This is a genomic window from Pseudomonas sp. 13B_3.2_Bac1 (assembly GCF_025466205.1).
Lineage (GTDB): Bacteria > Pseudomonadota > Gammaproteobacteria > Pseudomonadales > Pseudomonadaceae > Aquipseudomonas > Aquipseudomonas fluorescens_H.
Map to the genome: position 1 here is coordinate 15,876 of NZ_JANLOG010000142.1, position 18,731 is coordinate 34,606.

Genomic DNA, 18,731 nt, shown 5'->3' on the forward strand with positions numbered 1-18,731 from the left:
TGCGAACTGGTATCAACAAAGGCTGGCGATAATAGCAGACCGAGCCTTTGCTGAACACCAATCACCGTCATAGCCCTGATACATTCCATCAATCGGCCTGACGACGCAGGAATGCCGGGATGTCCAGGTAATCCAGATCGTCCTGCGGGTTCATCTTCGCGGCAGTCGCAGCACCGGCCTGAGCCTGGTTGCGCATGACGGTCGGACGGTCCAGGTCACGGTAGTTCACCGCCGGAGCTTCCTGACGCGCAGAAGCCGGTTGTTGAACCTGAGCGGAAGCCATGGAAGTGTGAACGGTGTTGTCGATGACCTTCACAGGCTTCTCGATTTTCGCGCCCAGACCGGTGGCAACCACGGTGACGTGCAGTTCGTCGCGCATGTCCGGATCGATAACGGTACCGACCTTGACCATCGCGTGCTCGGAAGCGAAGGCTTCGATGATGCTACCCACGTCGGAGTACTCACCCAGGGACAGGTCAGGACCGGCGGTGATGTTCACCAGAATGCCGCGTGCGCCTTGCAGGTTCACGTCTTCCAGCAGCGGGTTGCGGATGGCCGCTTCGGTCGCTTCACGTGCACGGTTCGGACCGCTGGCGCAGCCAGTGCCCATCATCGCCATGCCCATTTCGCTCATCACGGTACGCACGTCGGCGAAGTCGACGTTGATCATGCCCGGACGCTTGATGATGTCGGAGATACCACGAACGGCACCGGCCAGTACGTCGTCAGCCTTGGCGAAAGCCGACAGCAGGCTGGCGTCTTTACCGAGGATGGTCAGCAGCTTCTCGTTAGGAATGGTGATCAACGAGTCGACGCTTTCGGAGAGCATGCGGATGCCTTCGTCGGCGATCTGCATACGCTTGCGGCCTTCGAACGGGAACGGACGGGTCACGACCGCAACGGTCAGGATGCCCATTTCCTTGGCCACTTCGGCGATGATCGGCGCAGCACCAGTACCGGTACCACCGCCCATGCCCGTGGTGATGAACACCATGTTGGTGCCGGCCAGCACTTCAGCGATGCGCTCGCGATCTTCCAGCGCAGCCTGACGGCCGACTTCCGGGTTGGCGCCGGCGCCCAGGCCTTTGGTCACACCAGTGCCCAGTTGCAGGATGGTACGCGCGCCGATGTTTTTCAGCGCTTGAGCATCGGTGTTGGCGCAGATGAATTCAACGCCTTCGATGTTGCTCTTGACCATGTGGTTGACAGCGTTGCCGCCGCCACCGCCGACACCGATAACTTTGATTACCGGGCTTGCGGGGATGTTGTCTACGAGTTCGAACATTTTCCCTCTCCTTACATTCTCTAGTTTTTTCGCCTACTGCATTTTTGTTGCGGTGTTGCGGTAAAGCTTTAGAAGTTGCCTTGAACCCACTTCTTCAATCGGTCCAGCAACGGCGCCTGTGGCTCATCGTTGCTGTAGCTGTCGCGGCTGCCGATGCCCGAGAACGAGATCCCGTCGGACTGCTTTTGCAGGCCGTACATCAACAAGCCAACGCCAGTGGAATAAATCGGGTTGCGCACCACGTCATCCAGGCCTTTCACGCCGTGCGGCACGCCCAGACGAACCGGCATGTGGAAGATTTCTTCGGCCAGCTCGGTGGCGCCTTCCATCTTCGAAGTACCGCCGGTCAACACGATGCCCGCCGGGATCAGGTCTTCGTAGCCGCTGCGACGCAGCTCGGCCTGGATCAGGGTGAACAGTTCGTCATAACGCGGCTCGACCACTTCGGCGAGGGCCTGACGCGACAGTTCGCGCGGTGGACGGTCGCCAACGCTCGGCACCTTGATGGTTTCACCGGCACCGGCCAGTTTGGCCAGGGCGCAGGCGTAGCGAATCTTGATCTCTTCGGCGTACTGGGTCGGGGTGCGCAACGCCATGGCGATGTCGTTGGTCACCTGATCACCGGCAATCGGGATCACCGCGGTGTGGCGGATCGCGCCTTCGGTGAAGATCGCGATGTCGGTGGTGCCGCCGCCGATGTCGACCAGGCACACGCCCAGCTCTTTTTCGTCGTCGGTCAGCACCGAGTAGGCCGAGGCCAATTGCTCGAGAATGATGTCGTCGATTTCCAGACCGCAGCGACGCACACATTTTTCAATGTTCTGTGCAGCATTGACGGCGCAGGTGACCACGTGAACCTTGGCTTCCAGACGGACGCCGGACATGCCCAGCGGCTCGCGGACGCCTTCCTGGTTATCGATCACGTAATCCTGCGGCAGGGTGTGCAGCACGCGCTGGTCAGCCGGGATCGCCACGGCCTGGGCGGCGTCGAGTACGCGCTCCAGGTCAGCCGAGCTCACTTCGCGGTCACGAATCGCCACGATGCCGTGGGAGTTCAGGCTGCGGATGTGATTGCCGGCCACGCCGACGAACGCCGAGTGAATGCGGCAGCCCGCCATCAGTTGGGCCTCTTCGATCGCGCGCTGGATCGATTGCACGGTCGACTCGATGTTCACCACCACGCCCTTCTTCAGGCCGCGGGACGGGTGAGTACCGATACCGACGATTTCCAGCGTGCCGTCGTCCGCGACCTCGCCTACCAGCGCCACCACCTTGGAGGTGCCGATATCCAGACCGACGATCATTTTGCCGCTTTGCACGTTTGCCATGGGTCCTGCCTCTTCTTAATTCTTTGCGACAGCGGGTTTGTCTGTCGTCGGCGCTGCAGGTTCCCGCCAGCCAACAGCGAGGCCGTTGGCGTAGCGCAGATCGATGCGCGCAATGTTCGTAATCTGGTCTTTAAGCGTCTTGTCATAGATGGCAATGAAGCGGCGCATCTTTTCCACCAGGTTGCCGCGTCCCAGCAGCAACTCGATGCCGGGGCCGGAACTGCCGGCACCGGTGGTCAGGAACCAGCTGCCACGTTCACGCAATTCCAGGCGCGCGATCGAGAAGCCCAGCGGCCGGAGCATCTGGCTCAGCACCTGATACTGCTGCATCACTTGCTGCTGGGCCCGTTGTGGACCGAACAGCTGTGGCAGGTGTTCGTAGTTCGCCAGTTCCTTTGGCGTAAATGCCTGGCCCTGGTTGTTGAGCAGCGACTCGTCGCCCCAACGGGCCACCGGCAGTTGCTCTTCGAGGCGGATCACCACTTGATCCGGCCACACCCGGCGTACTTCGGCGTGGGCGATCCATGGCATCTGTTCAAGCTCGGTGCGCATCCCGGCCAAGTCGATGGTGAAAAAGCTCGACGCCACGTACGGGGCGATTCGCTGCTGCACCGCCTGCTGGCTGATGTAGCTCAGGTCACCCTGCACGGCGATCTTGGTGATCGGCCGGTCGGCGTACGGCAGCAAGCGCTGCGCACCTTCGTAGGTACCGAACCCGAGCACCACCAGCAGTACCGGCCAGAACAGGCTTTTCAGAAAGCCGAAATTGGCTTTCGGCAGGCGCGCGGACATCGGCTCTTTGGCCACCATTCGGCTGGCACCCCGCGGCACCGGCTTGCGGCCGGGTGCGGGTGGCTGATGTCTGAGCTGAGCGCCTTGCATGGTCTTAACCTCGCGCCTCTGTATGACCGGAGCCTTCAACACTGGCGGCCAGAATGGCCAGAACCAGTTGCTGGAAGTCCAGACCGGCAGCACGGGCCGCCATCGGCACCAGGCTGTGATCGGTCATGCCCGGTGCGGTGTTCACTTCCAGGAACCAGAACTGCCCGTCGGCGTCCTGCATCACGTCCGCCCTGCCCCAACCGGCAATACCCAGCGCCTCACAGGCCTTGGCCGTGAGATCCATGAGTTCCTGTTCCTTGGCGGCATCCAGCCCGCACGGAATGCGGTACTGGGTATCGTTGGCGATGTACTTGGCGTCGTAGTCGTAGAACGTGTGCGGTGTACCCAGGGCGATAGGAGGCAACACCTGGTCACGCAGGGTGGCGATGGTGAACTCCGGACCTTGAATCCATTGCTCAACCAAGACTTGCGAATCGTAGGTACTGGCCGCTTTCCATGCGTCGATCAACTCGGACGCAGAACTCACTTTGGCCATCCCGATACTTGAACCTTCATGCGCCGGTTTGACGATCAAAGGGAAGCCCAGTTCCGTCGCCGCGGAAATACAATCGGCTTCGCTGCACAGCACGGCGTGACGCGGCGTCGGAATCCCGAGACTGTGCCAGACCTGCTTGGTGCGCAGCTTGTCCATCGCCAGTGCCGAGGCAAGGATGCCGCTGCCGGTGTACGGAATGCCGGCGCATTCGAGCAGGCCCTGCATCGAGCCGTCTTCACCGCCACGACCGTGAAGGATGATGAACGCGCGGTCGATCTTTTCGTTCAGCAGACGCTGCAGAAAATCCTCGCCGACGTCGATCCCGAACGCGTCCACGCCAGCGCTTTGCAGCGCGTCGAGCACGGCGTTACCGGATTTCAGCGAAACCTCACGCTCGGCACTCATGCCACCGAACAGCACGGCGACACGGCCGAAGTCTTTCGGCGCAATGGTGGAGAACAGGTTGGCGTAGGCAGCAGTCATTTCAACTTCCCCTCGACCGACGCAGCCACGGCGCCGGCGAACAACTCACTTTTCAACAGTTTTGGTGCGAGACCACCGATATCCCCGGCGCCCTGGCACAGCAGAATGTCGCCGGCACGCAGCAGCGGCTTGACCAGCGGCGCGAGGTCGACACCGCGTTCGATGTAGATCGGGTCGAGCTGACCGCGCTGACGGATGCTGTTGCACAGTTTGCGGCTGTCTGCGCCCGGAATCGGCTCTTCGCCGGCCGGATAGACTTCCATCAGCAGCAGCACGTTGGCGTCGGCCAGTACATTGACGAAATCGTCGTACAGGTCACGGGTGCGGCTGTAGCGATGCGGCTGGTAGACCATCACCAGACGGCGATCCGGCCAGCCACCGCGCACGGCTTTGATCACCGCAGCGACTTCGGTCGGGTGGTGACCGTAGTCGTCGACCAGCATCACATTGCCGCCGTCCACCGGCAGTTCGCCGTAGACCTGGAAGCGTCGGCCGACACCCTGGAACCCGGACAGGCCCTGGACGATGGCTTCGTCGCTGACGCCTTCGTCGCTGGCGATGCAGATGGTCGCCAGCGAGTTGAGCACGTTGTGGTTGCCCGGCATGTTCACGGACACGTCCAGCGGCTCGCGATCCGGGCGCAGCACGGTGAAGAAAGTCTGCATGCCTTGCTGGCGCACATTGATCGCGCGCACGTCGGCGTCTTCGCTGAAGCCGTAGGTCACGGTCGGACGTTTGACCAGCGGCAGGATTTCACGCACCACCGGATCGTCCAGGCACATTACCGCCAAACCGTAGAACGGCAGGTTGTGCAGGAACTCGACGAAGGTTTTCTTCAGCTTGTTGAAGTCACCGTCGTAGGTCGCCATGTGGTCGGCGTCGATGTTGGTGACCACGGCCACCAACGGTTGCAGGTGCAGGAAGCTCGCGTCGCTTTCGTCGGCTTCGGCGATCAGGTAGCGGCTGGTGCCGAGCTGGGCATTGGTGCCCGCGGCATTCAGACGGCCACCGATAACGAAAGTCGGGTCCAGGCCACCGGCGGCGAACACCGAAGCGATCAGGCTGGTGGTGGTGGTTTTGCCGTGGGTACCGGCGACGGCGATGCCGTGGCGATAGCGCATCAGCTCGGCGAGCATTTCGGCACGTGGCACCACCGGAATGCGGCGTTCAAGAGCGGTCGCCACTTCCGGGTTGGAAGTGTTGACAGCACTCGAGACCACCAGCACGTCAGCGGTGGCGGCGTTCTCGGCACGGTGGCCGATATAGATGTGCGCACCGAACGATTCCAGACGCTCGGTCACTGGCGAAGCTTTCAGGTCGGAACCGGACACTTCATAGCCCAGGTTCAACAACACTTCGGCAATCCCGCACATGCCCACGCCGCCGATACCGACGAAGTGGATGCGACGGATGCGGCGCATTTCCGGTTGTGGCATGGCTTTCTGATTCTCAACCATGGGCCACCTCCAGGCAGGTATCGACCACGCTACGGGTGGCATCGGGTTTGGCCAGACGGCGGGCCGCTTGGGCCATTTCTTCGAGTCGTTGCGGTTGCATCAAGACCTCTGTCAGGCGCGCGGCAAGGTCCGCGGCACCAGTCGTTCTTTGCGGCATCACGAAGGCTGCGCCTTCACGGGCCAAATAATCGGCGTTGCGGGTCTGGTGATCGTCGATCGCGTGGGGCAAAGGCACCAGCATCGAGGGCAGACCAACGGCAGCCAGCTCACTGATGGTCAGCGCGCCAGCGCGGCACACCACCAGGTCAGCCCAGCCATAGGCCTGGGCCATGTCTTTGATAAAGGGCTGCACCTGCGCATCCACGCCGGCGGCGCGGTAGCGCTCTGCAGTCACTTCATCGTGGTTTTTGCCGGCCTGATGAAACACTTCCGGACGCAAATCGGCAGGGACTTGCGCCAGGGCTTCAGGCAGCAACTTGTTCAACGGTTCTGCGCCAAGGCTTCCGCCGAGGATCAGCAAACGCGCTTTGCGCCCGGCCAGAGCCGGTCGCGATGTTTCGAGGAACAGCTCGCTGCGCACCGGGTTTCCGGTGGTACGGCGGGTGTCCGACAGAGTAAAGGTGTCGGGGAACGCTTCACACACCCGGGCGGCGAACGGCACCAGCAACCGATTGGCGGTGCCGGCCACAGCGTTCTGCTCGTGAACGATCACCGGCACACCGGCCAGTTTCGCGGCAATCCCGCCCGGGCCAGTCACATAACCACCGAAGCCGACCACGCAGACTGGACGCAGCTGGCGAATCACTGCCCGCGCCTGCCACACCGACTTGAGCAGCATGAACGGTGCCTTGAGCAGCGACAGCTTGCCCTTGCCACGCAATCCGGTGGCGTTGATGCGATGCAGTTCAAGACCTGCAGCCGGCACCAGTTCGTTTTCGATTCCGCGCGGCGTGCCGAGCCAGTGCACGGTGTAGCCGCGCGCCTGAAATTCACGGGCACAGGACAGCGCCGGGAACACGTGGCCGCCGGTGCCGCCGGCCATGATCAATACGTTAGCGCCCATGGTTCGGCTCCTCGGCGAAGTCGCTCTCATGGAACTCCATCTCTTCACTGCCCAGGTGGGTCCGACTCTCCCACTCGATCCTCAGCAACAAGCCGAGGCAGGCACAGCAGATCACCAGGGAACTGCCGCCATAGCTGAGGAACGGCAGGGTCAGGCCCTTGGTCGGCAGCAGACCGACGTTCACCCCGATGTTGATCAGGAACTGACCGATCCACAGGAACGACAGGCCGTAGGCCACATACGCGGCGAAGAACTGCTTGGCTTTCTCGGCCCACAGACCGATGTACATGCCGCGAATACACACGAACACGAACAGCGCCACGGTGCACAGCGAACCCACCGCACCCAGCTCTTCGGCAAGTACGGAGAACACGAAGTCGGTATGCGCTTCAGGCAGGTAGAACTGTTTCTGCACGCTGTTGCCCAGGCCGACGCCCAGCCACTCACCGCGACCGAAGGCAATCAATGCCTGCGACAACTGATAACCGGCGCCGAACTGGTCGGCCCACGGGTCGGCGAAGTTGGTCAGACGCGCCATCCGGTAGGGCTGCATCTGAATCAGCAAGACCACGGCCCCGACTGCGAGTACCACCATCAGCGAGAAGCGGAACAGCCCGACCCCGCCGAGGAACAGCATCGCTGCCGCAGCGCCCATCATTACCACGGTGGCACCGAAGTCCGGCTCCATCAGCAACAGCCCCGCCATCGGCAGCAGCACGATGAACGGCTTGAAGAAGCCCATCCAGCTCTCGCGCACTTCTTTCTGACGACGTACCAGATAACCGGCGAGGTAGATCACCACAAACACCTTGGCGATCTCGGACGGCTGAACGTTAAAGAAGCTGAAACCGATCCAGCGCATCGACCCGTTCACTTCACGGCCGATCCCGGGGACGATCACCATCACCAGCAGACCGAAGGCGCCGATCAGCATCATCCAGCCCAGACGCTGCCAGGTGGCGATCGGAATCATCATGGTAATGATGCAGGCACCCAGGCCCAGCGCCACATAGATCAGGTGGCGAATCATGTAGTACAGCGCGCTGCCCGACTGCGCCGCCGCCACTTCGGTGGAGGCCGAGGCGATCATGATCAGGCCCAGGCCCAGCAGCGCCAGGCAACCGGCGAGCATCGGGAAGTCGAGGTCGATGCCACGGCCGGTGATGATCGGCGACGGGTACGGCTTGATGATATTGCGCAGGCTCATGCCAGATCCTCCACGGCGCGGACGAACTGGTGACCACGGTCTTCGTAATTCTTGAACATGTCGAAACTGGCGCAGGCTGGCGACAGCAGCACCACGTCACCCGGCTGGGCGACCGCGCGGCATTGCTCGACGGCTTCAACCAGCGAACCGGCGCGAATCAGCGGCACCGCGTCGCCGATGGCTGCGCCGATCTTGTCGGAGTCGCGGCCCATCAGGATCACGGCGCGGCAGTTGGCCGCCACTGGATCGCGCAGATCCTTGAACTCGGCACCCTTGCCGTCGCCACCGGCGATCAGCACGACCTTGCCGTCGATGTCCGCGCCCAGGCCTTCGATGGCGGCCAGTGCGGCGCCGACGTTGGTCGCCTTGGAATCGTTGTAGTAACCCACACCGTCGAGATCACGCACCCACTGGCAGCGGTGTTCGAGACCGGCGAAATTGCGCAGGGCATCGAGCATGGCGTCGAACGGCAGGCCGACCGCATGCCCCAGCGCCAGCGCCGCGAGGGCGTTGGCCTGGTTATGCGCGCCGCGCACTTTCAGTTCGCGCACCGGCATCAGGTTCTGGAATTCGAAGGCCAGGTATTTCTCGCCATCTTCTTCGCGCAGGCCAAAAGCCTTGAAATCCGGTTTGTTCAGGCCGAAGGTCCAGCACGGCTGGCCCTCGCCGATCAGCGGACGGCTGAGTGCGTCCTGACGGTTGACCACAAACTGCTTCGCGCCACGGAAGATCCGGTGCTTGGCCAGGTGATAAGCCGGCAGGCCGCTGTAGCGGTCCATGTGGTCTTCGCTGATGTTGAGCACGGTGGCCACTTCAGCGTTGAGCTGGTCAGTGGTTTCCAGCTGGAAGCTCGACAGCTCCATCACGTACAGCTCGACGTCGTCGCTGAGCAACTCCAGCGCTGGCGTACCGAGGTTGCCGCCCACCGCCACGCGTTTGCCGGCCGCAGCCGCCATCTCGCCGACCAGGGTGGTGACGGTGCTTTTCGCGTTGGAACCGGTGATGGCCACGATCGGCGCCCGCGCGTTACGCGCGAACAGCTCGATGTCGCCGGCCATTTTCACACCGCGGGCGGCAGCGGCTTGCAGGGCCGGGGTCGCCAGCGCCAGGCCGGGGCTCACGTAGAGCTCGTCGGCACGGCACAGGAATTCGACGTCCAGCTCGCCACAACGCACTTCCACGTGCGGATAGTCACGCTTGAGCGTGGCCAGTTCCGGTGGATTGTCCCGCGTATCGGCGACGGCAAACGACACACCCCGGTTCGCCAGGAAGCGAACCAGGGACATGCCGCTCTTGCCGAGGCCGACAACGATGCGGAAGTGGTCAGAAGCGATCAGAGACACTCGTTCTACCTCAGCTTCAGGGTGGCAAGGCCGATCAGCACGAGAATCACGGTGATGATCCAGAAACGGACGATCACGCGTGGCTCGGGCCAGCCCTTGAGTTCAAAGTGGTGATGAATCGGTGCCATGCGGAACACTCGGCGACCGGTCATCTTGAAAGAAGCAACCTGGATCACCACCGACAGGGTTTCCATCACGAACACGCCGCCCATGATGAACAGGACGATTTCCTGACGGACGATGACCGCGATGGTGCCCAGTGCCGCGCCGAGCGCCAGCGCACCGACGTCGCCCATGAACACTTGCGCCGGATAGGTGTTGAACCAGAGAAATCCGAGGCCGGCACCGATCAGCGCGCCGCAGAACACGATCAGTTCGCCCGCGCCCGGCACGTAAGGGATCAGCAGGTATTCAGCGAATTTCACGTTACCCGACAGGTAACAGAAGATCCCCAGACCGCCCCCGACCATAACGGTTGGCATGATCGCCAGACCGTCGAGGCCGTCAGTCAGGTTGACCGCGTTGCTCGAACCGACGATCACGAAGTAGGTCAGCACGATGAACCCGGCGCCCAGCGGAATGCTGTAGTCCTTGAGCATCGGCAGGATCAGCGTGGTTTCCACCGGCGTGGTCGCGGTCATATAAAGGAAGATCGCCGCGCCCAGACCGAACACCGACTGCCAGAAATACTTCCAGCGACTTGGCAAGCCACGGGAGTTCTTCTCGATCACTTTGCGGTAATCGTCGACCCAACCGATGGCGCCGAACAGCAGGGTCACCAGCAGCACGACCCACACGTAACGGTTGCTCAGGTCAGCCCACAGCAGGGTGCTGACACCGATGGAAGACAGAATCAGTGCGCCGCCCATGGTCGGCGTACCCGACTTGGACAGGTGCGATTGCGGGCCGTCATTGCGCACGGACTGGCCGATCTGACGGTTCTGCAGGGTGCGGATCATCCACGGGCCATAGCACAGCGACAAAACCAGCGCGGTCAGCACACCGAGGATCCCGCGCAGGGTCAGGTACTGGAAGACCGCGAAGCCTTTGTAGAACTGTTGCAGATACTCCGCTAGCAGCAGCAGCATTAATGTTTCTCCAGACTGGACCCGCACAGAGCCGCAACGATGTTTTCCATCGCTGCACTGCGCGAACCCTTGATCAAAATGGTGGTGTTTGTGTCCTGCTCGGCGTCGAGGGCCTGGATCAGTTCGGCTTGCGTGCCGAAGTGATGCGCCTCTTTGCCGAATGCGTTCACGGCGTGGACCATGTTCGGTCCGACCGCGTAAAGCGCGGAAACCTTGCCCCGGGCATATTCGCCCACGTCGCGGTGCCCCTGCTCCGCCCAATCGCCCAACTCGCCGATATCTCCGAGCACCAGGACGGTGCGGCCGGAAAAGCCGGCGAGTATATCAACGGCAGCGCACATGGAGGTGGGGTTTGCGTTGTAAGTGTCATCGATCACGCGCATGCCGTTCTTCGCCAGTTGCGCGACGGTGCGACCCTTGACCGGTTGTACCGCGCCAAGCCCGGTGGCGATGCCGAACAGCGACACGCCCAGAGCGTGCGCGGCAGCAGCGGCGGCCATGGCGTTGGCGACGTTATGGGTGCCGAGCAGGTTCAGTTGAACGTGCTCCACACCTTCAGGTGTATGCAGGTTGAAGGCCGGGCAACCCCGGGCATCGGTGCTCAGGTCGCTGGCGTAGAAATCTGCCTGAGGATTGCTCAGGGAGAAGGTCAGCACCTTGCGTGCGCCGGCGCGGAGCTTCCAGATGCCAAAGGCCTTGTCATCGAGGTTGAGCACGGCGACGCCATCCGCCGCCAGCCCATCGATGATCTCGCCTTTGGCTTCGACGATTTTTTCCGGCCCGCCGAACTCGCCAACGTGGGCGGTGCCGGCATTGTTGAGGATCGCCACGTGCGGCTTGGTCAGCCCGACGGTGTAGGCGATTTCGCCCAGACGCGAAGCGCCCAGTTCGATCACGGCGGCGGTGTGTTCCGGCGCCAGTTCGAGCAGGGTCAGCGGTGCGCCGAGATCGTTGTTCAGATTGCCACGGGTCGCCAGCACCGGACCGCGAGTACGCAGGATGCTCGCGAGCATTTCCTTGACCGTGGTCTTGCCGCTGGAGCCGGTGATGGCCGCCACTGGCTGAGTGAACGCGGCACGGTTCAACGCCCCCAACTGGCCGAGGGCCTGGCGGGTGTCCTTGACCAGCAGTTGCGGCAGGGTGCTGTCGGGCACTTCACGCTCGACCAGCGCCGCGACCGCGCCTTTGCCGGCGACGTCGTTCAGATAGTCGTGACCATCGAAGCGCGGGCCAGTCAGGGCAATAAACAGTTGGCCAGCGGTGATCGCCCGGCTATCGATGCTGACGCCATCGAAACTGGCATCGCTGCTGATCAGACGTGCGTCGAGCACATTGGTCAGTTCGCTCAACTTCAGGGCCTTAAGCATGAGCCACCTCCCATGCGGTGAGGGCATGATCGGCTTCGACCAGATCGGAGAAAGCGTGACGCTCGCCGTTGATTTCCTGATAGTCCTCATGGCCTTTGCCCGCCAGGACGATCACGTCATCCGCCGAGGCAGCGGCGATCAGCTGGGCGATCGCCTGACCACGACCGGCAACAAAAGTGACTTTATCCACAGCGGTGAAGCCGGCACGGATGTCGTCGAAAATCTGCGCCGGATCTTCCGTACGCGGGTTGTCATCGGTGACCAGCACGCGGTCGGCCAGACGCTCGACCACTTCGGCCATCAGCGGACGCTTGCCACGATCACGATCACCACCGCAGCCGAACAGGCACAGCAACTGGCCTTTGACGTGTGGGCGCAACGCGGTCAGAACTTTTTCCAGCGCATCCGGGGTGTGGGCGTAATCGACCACCACCAGCGGTTGAGTGCCGCCACCCAGACGCTGCATGCGTCCGGCCGGGCCTTCGAGTTTCGGCAGCACCTTGAGAATTTCGTCGAGGGCGTAATCCAGACCGAGCAAGGCGCCGACCGCCGCCAGTACGTTGCTCAGGTTGAAACGACCGAGCAGTGTGCTGCGCAGGTGATGCTCGCCCTGCGGCGTGACCAGCGTGGCGCGCACGCCGTGGTCATCGAACTGCGCTTCACGGCAGAACAGGTAGGCGCTGTTGTCGAGCAGGCTGTAAGTGATCAGGCGCGAATCGCGTTTTTCGGCGGCCAGTTGCCGACCGAAATCGTCGTCGAGGTTGACCACGCGGCACTTCAGGTCATTCCAGGCGAACAGCTTGGCCTTGGCCTCGGCGTACGCCTCCATGGTGCCGTGATAATCCAGGTGATCGCGGGACAAGTTGGTCATTACCGCGACGTCGAATGCCAATGCGGTAACGCGGCCCTGGTCCAGACCGTGTGACGAAACTTCCATGGCCACAGCTTTGGCCCCGGCCTTTTTCAGGTCGCCCAGGGTCGCTTGCACGGCAATCGGATTCGGCGTGGTGTGCAGACCGCTTTCCAGCGCGCCATAAAAGCCGGAGCCCAGCGTACCGACGATGCCGCAGTGCTGACCGAGCAGATCCAGAGCCTGCGCAACCAGTTGGGTCACGCTGGTTTTGCCGTTGGTGCCAGTGACACCGACCAGGTTCAGGTGATGGCTTGGCTCACCATAAAAACGCCCGGCGATATCGGACAGCTGCGAAGCCAGGCCTTTGACCGGGATCAGCGGCACTTCGGTGATCGGCAGCACGGTGGCGCCTTCCACTTCGTAGGCAACCGCCGCCGCGCCGCGCTGCAAGGCATCGGCGATGTGCGCACGGCCATCGAATTTACCGCCCGGCACGGCGAGGAACAGGTCACCGGCGCGTACGTTGCGACTGTCCAGCGCCAATTCACGGATCAGCAGATCGTGGCCGGCGTGGGGGAATATCTTGTTCAGACTAAGAGACATCAGCCGCGCCCTCCATTGGCTTTCAGCGGAACGGCCGGCGTAGCGTTGGCCTGTTGGGTGGTCGGCAGGTTGTCCGGGGTCACGTTCATCAGACGCAGAGTGCCGGACATCACACGGCTGAACACCGGCGCCGAAACCAGACCACCGAAGTAACCGGCCTTGGACGGTTCATCGATCACTACCACGATGGCGTAGCGCGGATCGCTCATCGGCCCGAAACCGGCGAACAGCGAGCGGTAGGAGTTTTCGGCGTAGCCCTTGGTGCCCACCGAAGTCTTACGCGCAGTACCCGACTTGCCGGCCACGTGATACGCCGGCACCTGCGCACGGAACACGCCGCGCGGTGCTTCGATCACTTGCTGCAACATGCCCTGCATGGTTTTCGCGACCGCTTCCGGCAGCACCTGGGTGGTCTGCGGCGGCTTGTCGGTTTTGATCAGGGTCAGTGGTGCGAGACGACCGTTGTTGGCCAGCGCCGAGAACGCGTGAACCAGCTGGATCGCGGTCACGGAAATACCGTAGCCGTACGACAGCGTCGCGGTTTCAGCCTTGCGCCAGTCGCGGTAGTTCGGCAGGTTGCCGACACGCTCGCCCGGGAAGCCGAGACCGGTGTCCTGGCCGAGGCCGACTTTCTGCGCGAGACGGTAAATGGTTTCACCGCCGATATCGAACGCGACCTTACTCATGCCGACGTTACTGGAATTGATCAGGATGCCGGTCATGTCGAGCACCGGACCTTCAGTCTTCGAAACGTCCTTGATGGTGTACTTGCCGATCTGCAGCGAGCCCGGGTACACCTCGACGGTGTCGGTCGGTTTCCAGCGGCCGGATTCGATCGCCGCGCTCATCGAGATCGCTTTCATGGTCGAACCCGGTTCGAACACGTCGATCATCGCGCGGTTACGCATCATCGCTGGCTGCAGGTTGCGACGGTTGTTCGGGTTGTAGGTCGGCTGGTTGACCATGGCGAGAATCTCGCCGGTCTTCACGTCCATGATCACCAGGCTACCGGCCTTGGCGCCGTTCTCGATGATCGCGTTGCGCAGCTCGCGGTTGGCCAGGTATTGCAGACGCAGGTCAATCGACAACGCCAAGGGCTTGCCGGCCTTGGCGTTCTTGGTGACCTGGACATCCTTGATCAGCCGACCGCGCCGATCCTTGATGACCTGCCGTTTGCCCGGCACCCCGGCCAGCCACTCGTCGTAGGCCAGCTCGACGCCTTCGCGCCCGTGATCGTCAATGTCGGTAAAGCCGACCATGTGTGCGGTGACTTCACCGGCCGGATAGAAGCGGCGGAACTCTTCGATGCCGTAGACGCCCGGCACTTTCAGGTCAAGCACGGCCTGGCCCTGCTCGGGGGTCAACCCGCGCACCAGGTAAATGAATTCTTTGTTGGCCTGGGCTTCAAGACGTTCGGCCAAGGCTTTCGGATCCTGCCCCAGCGCAGCGGCGAGTGCTGGCCACTTTTCTTTGGCCAGTTGCATTTCCTTGGCGTTGGCCCACAGCGTGGTCACCGGCGTACTGACGGCCAGGGGCTCGCCGTTACGGTCAGTAATCAGACCACGGTGTGCAGGAATCGGGATATGACGAACACTGCGCGCGTCGCCCTGCCCCTTGAGGAAGTCTCGGTCGATCACTTGCAGGTCGATGATGCGCCAGCAGATCGCGGCCACCATGACACCGAGCAGACCAACGACCAGACGGAAGCGCCACGGAAAGAGTGCCCCTTCGAGTTTCATCATGGCGCCACCATCTTCACGTCAGCCGCGCCAGGGATGTGCATTTTCAGCTGTTCGGTGGCCAGCACTTCGATGCGGCTGTGCGCGGTCCAGGTGCTCTGTTCGAGAATCAGCCGCCCCCACTCGGCCTGCGCCTTGTCGCGCACGCTGAGTTCGTTGTAAAGGGTGTTGAGCAACTGGCGGTTCCAGTGCGCGCTGTAAGACACGCCGATGGCCGACACGAGCACGCCGATAAACAGCAGCAACATGATAAAGCTGCCGCCAGGCAGGGGCTTGGCGAAAAGCTTGCTCACCGCAACTTCTCCGCGACACGCATCACAGCGCTACGGGAACGTGGGTTGGCTTTGAGTTCGGCGTCGGAGGCCGTCTGCGCTTTGCCATGGATTTTGATTTTCGGTTCGAACGCCACGTGGCGCACGGGCAGGTTGCGCGGCAGGTTGTCGGCTTCGCCTTTCACCAGTTTGCGCATGAACAGCTTGACGATGCGGTCTTCCAGCGAGTGGAAGCTGATGACCACCAGACGGCCACCGACCTCCAGAGCCTCCAGCGCGGCTTCGAGGCCGGCCTCCAGATCGCCCAGTTCGTTGTTGACGTGAATACGCAGGCCCTGGAATGCACGGGTCGCCGGGTTCTTGCCCTTCTCCCACGCCGGGTTGGCGACTTTGAGGACCTCGGCCAGATCAGCAGTGCGCTCGAACGGCTTGATGTCGCGGCGCTCGGCCACGGCACGGGCCATGCGGCCGGAGAAACGCTCTTCGCCGTACTCCTTGAACACCCGGGCGATTTCTTCCACCGGCGCGGTGTTGACGAATTCGGCGGCACTGATGCCACGGGACGGGTCCATGCGCATGTCCAGCGGGCCGTCATTGAGGAAACTGAAGCCGCGCTCGGCGTCATCCAGCTGCGGCGAAGACACGCCGAGATCGAGCAGGATACCGCTGACCTTGCCGCTCAGACCTTGCTCGGCAACCACCGAACCCAGCTCGGCAAAGCTGCGCTGCACAACGACAAAGCGGCCGTCTTCGGCCGCTAGCGTTTGCCCGGTGGCAATCGCTTGAGGATCCTTGTCGAATCCGATGAGCCGACCGTCCGTCCCAAGCTGGCTGAGGATCAGCCGACTGTGCCCGCCGCGACCGAACGTACCGTCCAGATAGCAGCCATCAGGACGTACGGCGAGAGCCTCGACGGCTTCGTCAAGCAGTACGGTGATGTGGTTAAAGCCGCTATCAATAGTCACAGGATCAAATCACGCAGTTCGTCAGGCATGGCGCCCGGTTGTTGAATAGCAGCAAGGTCAGCGGCAGACACCGCGTTCCATGCATCCTCGTCCCACAATTGGAACTTGTTCAGTTGGCCCACCAGCATCGCTTTCTTATCAAGCTTTGCGTATTCGCGCAGACGCGGTGGAACCAGAAAACGACCACTGCCATCGAGTTCGAGGTCGACGGCATTACCAATCAATAAACGCTGCAGGCGACGGTTCTCTTCGCGAAGCGAAGGGAGTGCGCGCAACTTGGTTTCAATAATTTCCCACTCGTCGAGCGGGTAGACACACAGGCACGGATCAACGGCATCAATGGTCACGATCAATTGACCGGAACTACGCGAAACGAGCTCGTCACGGTACCGGCTCGGCATGGCGAGACGGCCCTTTGCATCGAGACTGATAGCGTTAGCTCCGCGAAACACGTCAGCGTTTCTCCAATTTTTATCGTTTTGAGCTCAAAAAACCCACTTCATGCCACTTTCCGCCACTTGCGCACACTATAGGAATGCGCCCACCACACCGTCAAGGCGCGGATTAAAGGAAAACCCTTACAGAACGGAGATTTAGGAGCTTAAAAGGAGGGGTAACGACAATTTGGCAGATACTTTCGACCAATAACTTGATGCAGCACTGAAAGCTGCGCTCGGAAGTTAAAGTAATTTGTTAAGAGTAAGATTTTTTCGGTATTACAAAAGCGCTTCTGCTGTTGATTGAAGCAAGGTGGGAAATGGCTATTACCGCATTTGCCGCTGCCGGACTTTAGCGCAGGCCTGCCGATAATAACCAGCCCTGATGCCATTGATTCAAGCAGGGAAAGAAAAAGGTGGAGAGTCGATCTGTAAGCCGGGTTCTGTCTTGAACAGTCATTCGTCTACGATGGCCATCACTGGACATCTTTAGCAACCTACCCGGTCCCAGCGCGGGCCACGCCTTGGGACCCTATTTGGTCTTGCTCCAAGTGGGGTTTACCTAGCCACGAACTGTTGCCAGACGTGCGGTGCGCTCTTACCGCACCTTTTCACCCTTACCGGCGCCGAAGCGCTTAGGCGGTTATTTTCTGTGGCACTTTCCGTAGGCTCACGCCTCCCAGGCATTACCTGGCACTTCGCCCTATGGAGCCCGGACTTTCCTCCCCCCCCTAATTTTCATAGAGGGCAGCGACTGTCCGATCGACTCTCCGCCGCGAAGGTTAACGGCAGAGCGCCCGAAGAACAAGCGCTAATAGCCGTGAAACCTGTCTGCGCGACGGCTTACTCGCCCTTCTGCTGATCCAGTGCGACCTGATAAAGCACGTTTTTGCGCTCACCGGTGATTTGTGCGGCCAGGGCGGCGGCACGCTTGAGCGGCATCTCTTCGAGCAGCAGATTGAGGACGCGCATCGCTTCGCTGCTGACGGCGTCTTCGGACTCCGGTGCAGACCAGCCTGCGACCAGCACCACACACTCGCCCCGCTGCTGATTGCTGTCGGCCTCGACAAACGCACGCAGCTCAGCCAACGGCAACCCTTTAAGCGTTTCGAACGTCTTGGTGATTTCCCGGGCCAGCAATGCCTGACGCTCGCCACCGAACACGGCTTCCATGTCCTGCAGGCATTCGAGAATACGGTGCGGGGCCTCGTAGAAAATCAGCGTGCGCGGCTCTTCCTTGACCGCCTCCAGACGCGCCTTGCGCCCCACCGACTTGGCCGGCAGGAAACCTTCGAAGATGAATCGGTCGGAGGGCAGACCCGCCGCTGACAGTGCTGCAATCAATGCACACGCACCCGGCACCGGCACCACATTGATCCCCGCTGCCCGCGCCTGACGCACCAGGTGATAACCCGGATCGGAGATCAGCGGCGTCCCGGCATCGGAAATCAGCGCGACGTTATCGCCCGCCAGCAAACGGGTAATAAAGCGGCTACCTTCATCACGTTCGTTGTGTTCGTGGCACGCGGCCAACGGCGTCGAAATGCCGAAGTGCTGCATCAACCGCGCCGAGTGCCGCGTATCCTCGGCGGCAATCAGCGCCACTTCGCGGAGGATTTTCAGGGCCCGGGCGCTGATGTCGTCCAGGTTGCCGATGGGCGTCGCCACCACATAAAGCGAGCCAGCAGCGGAATTCAAAGGACCTGGAGCAGTCAAAGCGCACACCTCATGATCGGTAAAAGCCGGCATTGTAGCGCGTCACGAGGCTTGCGATGCGTTCCGGCCGAAGCCGGTTTTGCGCGTCTTTGTGCCGCACAGCAACATTTGCTCCAGCTAAATTGACGGTTTCACACCAGTAACATC

At 61.7% G+C, this 18,731-nt stretch carries 16 protein-coding genes and 1 other RNA gene; all 17 read right to left on the minus strand.

Annotation, left to right across the window (positions count from 1 at the left end; genetic code table 11):
• Positions 1-88: 88 nt before the first annotated feature.
• Complete coding sequence (ftsZ, locus tag NTD85_RS22615; protein WP_262143269.1) at positions 89-1,285, minus strand: cell division protein FtsZ; 1,197 nt, start codon at positions 1,283-1,285, stop codon at positions 89-91.
• A 68-nt stretch (positions 1,286-1,353) separates the two neighbouring features.
• Positions 1,354-2,613 (minus strand): cell division protein FtsA, encoded by a 1,260-nt coding sequence (gene ftsA / locus NTD85_RS22620; protein WP_003228014.1) that lies wholly within the window; start codon positions 2,611-2,613, stop codon positions 1,354-1,356.
• Between the two features lie 15 nt (positions 2,614-2,628).
• Positions 2,629-3,495: a cell division protein FtsQ/DivIB gene (locus NTD85_RS22625; protein ID WP_003228015.1), complete on the minus strand. Its 867-nt coding sequence runs from the start codon at positions 3,493-3,495 to the stop codon at positions 2,629-2,631.
• Between the two features lie 4 nt (positions 3,496-3,499).
• Entirely contained in the window at positions 3,500-4,474 is a 975-nt protein-coding gene (locus NTD85_RS22630; protein ID WP_086791637.1) for a D-alanine--D-alanine ligase, read from the minus strand.
• A complete protein-coding gene (gene murC / locus NTD85_RS22635) occupies positions 4,471-5,931 on the minus strand; it encodes a UDP-N-acetylmuramate--L-alanine ligase (RefSeq protein WP_201136629.1) in 1,461 nt (486 codons plus the stop codon). The genes NTD85_RS22630 and murC overlap by 4 nt, the downstream gene beginning before the upstream one ends.
• Positions 5,924-6,994, minus strand: a complete 1,071-nt coding sequence (gene murG / locus NTD85_RS22640; protein ID WP_003228017.1) for an undecaprenyldiphospho-muramoylpentapeptide beta-N-acetylglucosaminyltransferase — start codon at positions 6,992-6,994, stop codon at positions 5,924-5,926. Before murG ends, murC begins: the two co-directional genes overlap by 8 nt.
• Positions 6,984-8,201, minus strand: a complete 1,218-nt coding sequence (ftsW, locus tag NTD85_RS22645) for a putative lipid II flippase FtsW (RefSeq protein ID WP_003228018.1) — start codon at positions 8,199-8,201, stop codon at positions 6,984-6,986. The genes murG and ftsW overlap by 11 nt, the downstream gene beginning before the upstream one ends.
• Positions 8,198-9,544: a UDP-N-acetylmuramoyl-L-alanine--D-glutamate ligase gene (gene murD, locus NTD85_RS22650; RefSeq protein WP_045122625.1), complete on the minus strand. Its 1,347-nt coding sequence runs from the start codon at positions 9,542-9,544 to the stop codon at positions 8,198-8,200. Before murD ends, ftsW begins: the two co-directional genes overlap by 4 nt.
• A gap of 5 nt (positions 9,545-9,549) precedes the next feature.
• Complete coding sequence (gene mraY / locus NTD85_RS22655) at positions 9,550-10,632, minus strand: phospho-N-acetylmuramoyl-pentapeptide-transferase (protein WP_007961631.1); 1,083 nt, start codon at positions 10,630-10,632, stop codon at positions 9,550-9,552.
• Entirely contained in the window at positions 10,632-11,999 is a 1,368-nt protein-coding gene (gene murF / locus NTD85_RS22660; protein ID WP_262143270.1) for a UDP-N-acetylmuramoyl-tripeptide--D-alanyl-D-alanine ligase, read from the minus strand. Before murF ends, mraY begins: the two co-directional genes overlap by 1 nt.
• Positions 11,992-13,455, minus strand: coding sequence for a UDP-N-acetylmuramoyl-L-alanyl-D-glutamate--2,6-diaminopimelate ligase (locus NTD85_RS22665; protein WP_262143271.1), 1,464 nt, complete (start codon positions 13,453-13,455; stop codon positions 11,992-11,994). Before NTD85_RS22665 ends, murF begins: the two co-directional genes overlap by 8 nt.
• Entirely contained in the window at positions 13,455-15,194 is a 1,740-nt protein-coding gene (locus tag NTD85_RS22670; RefSeq protein ID WP_198286827.1) for a peptidoglycan D,D-transpeptidase FtsI family protein, read from the minus strand. Before NTD85_RS22670 ends, NTD85_RS22665 begins: the two co-directional genes overlap by 1 nt.
• Positions 15,194-15,487: a cell division protein FtsL gene (gene ftsL / locus NTD85_RS22675; protein ID WP_003228022.1), complete on the minus strand. Its 294-nt coding sequence runs from the start codon at positions 15,485-15,487 to the stop codon at positions 15,194-15,196. The genes NTD85_RS22670 and ftsL overlap by 1 nt, the downstream gene beginning before the upstream one ends.
• The gene (gene rsmH, locus NTD85_RS22680) at positions 15,484-16,431 is read right to left on the minus strand and encodes a 16S rRNA (cytosine(1402)-N(4))-methyltransferase RsmH (protein ID WP_003228024.1); all 948 of its coding nucleotides are present in this window, start codon (positions 16,429-16,431) and stop codon (positions 15,484-15,486) included. Before rsmH ends, ftsL begins: the two co-directional genes overlap by 4 nt.
• Entirely contained in the window at positions 16,428-16,883 is a 456-nt protein-coding gene (mraZ, locus tag NTD85_RS22685) for a division/cell wall cluster transcriptional repressor MraZ (protein ID WP_003228026.1), read from the minus strand. The genes rsmH and mraZ overlap by 4 nt, the downstream gene beginning before the upstream one ends.
• Positions 16,884-17,284: 401 nt before the next feature.
• Positions 17,285-17,638, minus strand: an RNA gene (rnpB, locus tag NTD85_RS22690) — RNase P RNA component class A.
• Between the two features lie 73 nt (positions 17,639-17,711).
• Positions 17,712-18,617: a 16S rRNA (cytidine(1402)-2'-O)-methyltransferase gene (rsmI, locus tag NTD85_RS22695; RefSeq protein ID WP_080593268.1), complete on the minus strand. Its 906-nt coding sequence runs from the start codon at positions 18,615-18,617 to the stop codon at positions 17,712-17,714.
• Positions 18,618-18,731: the final 114 nt, after the last annotated feature.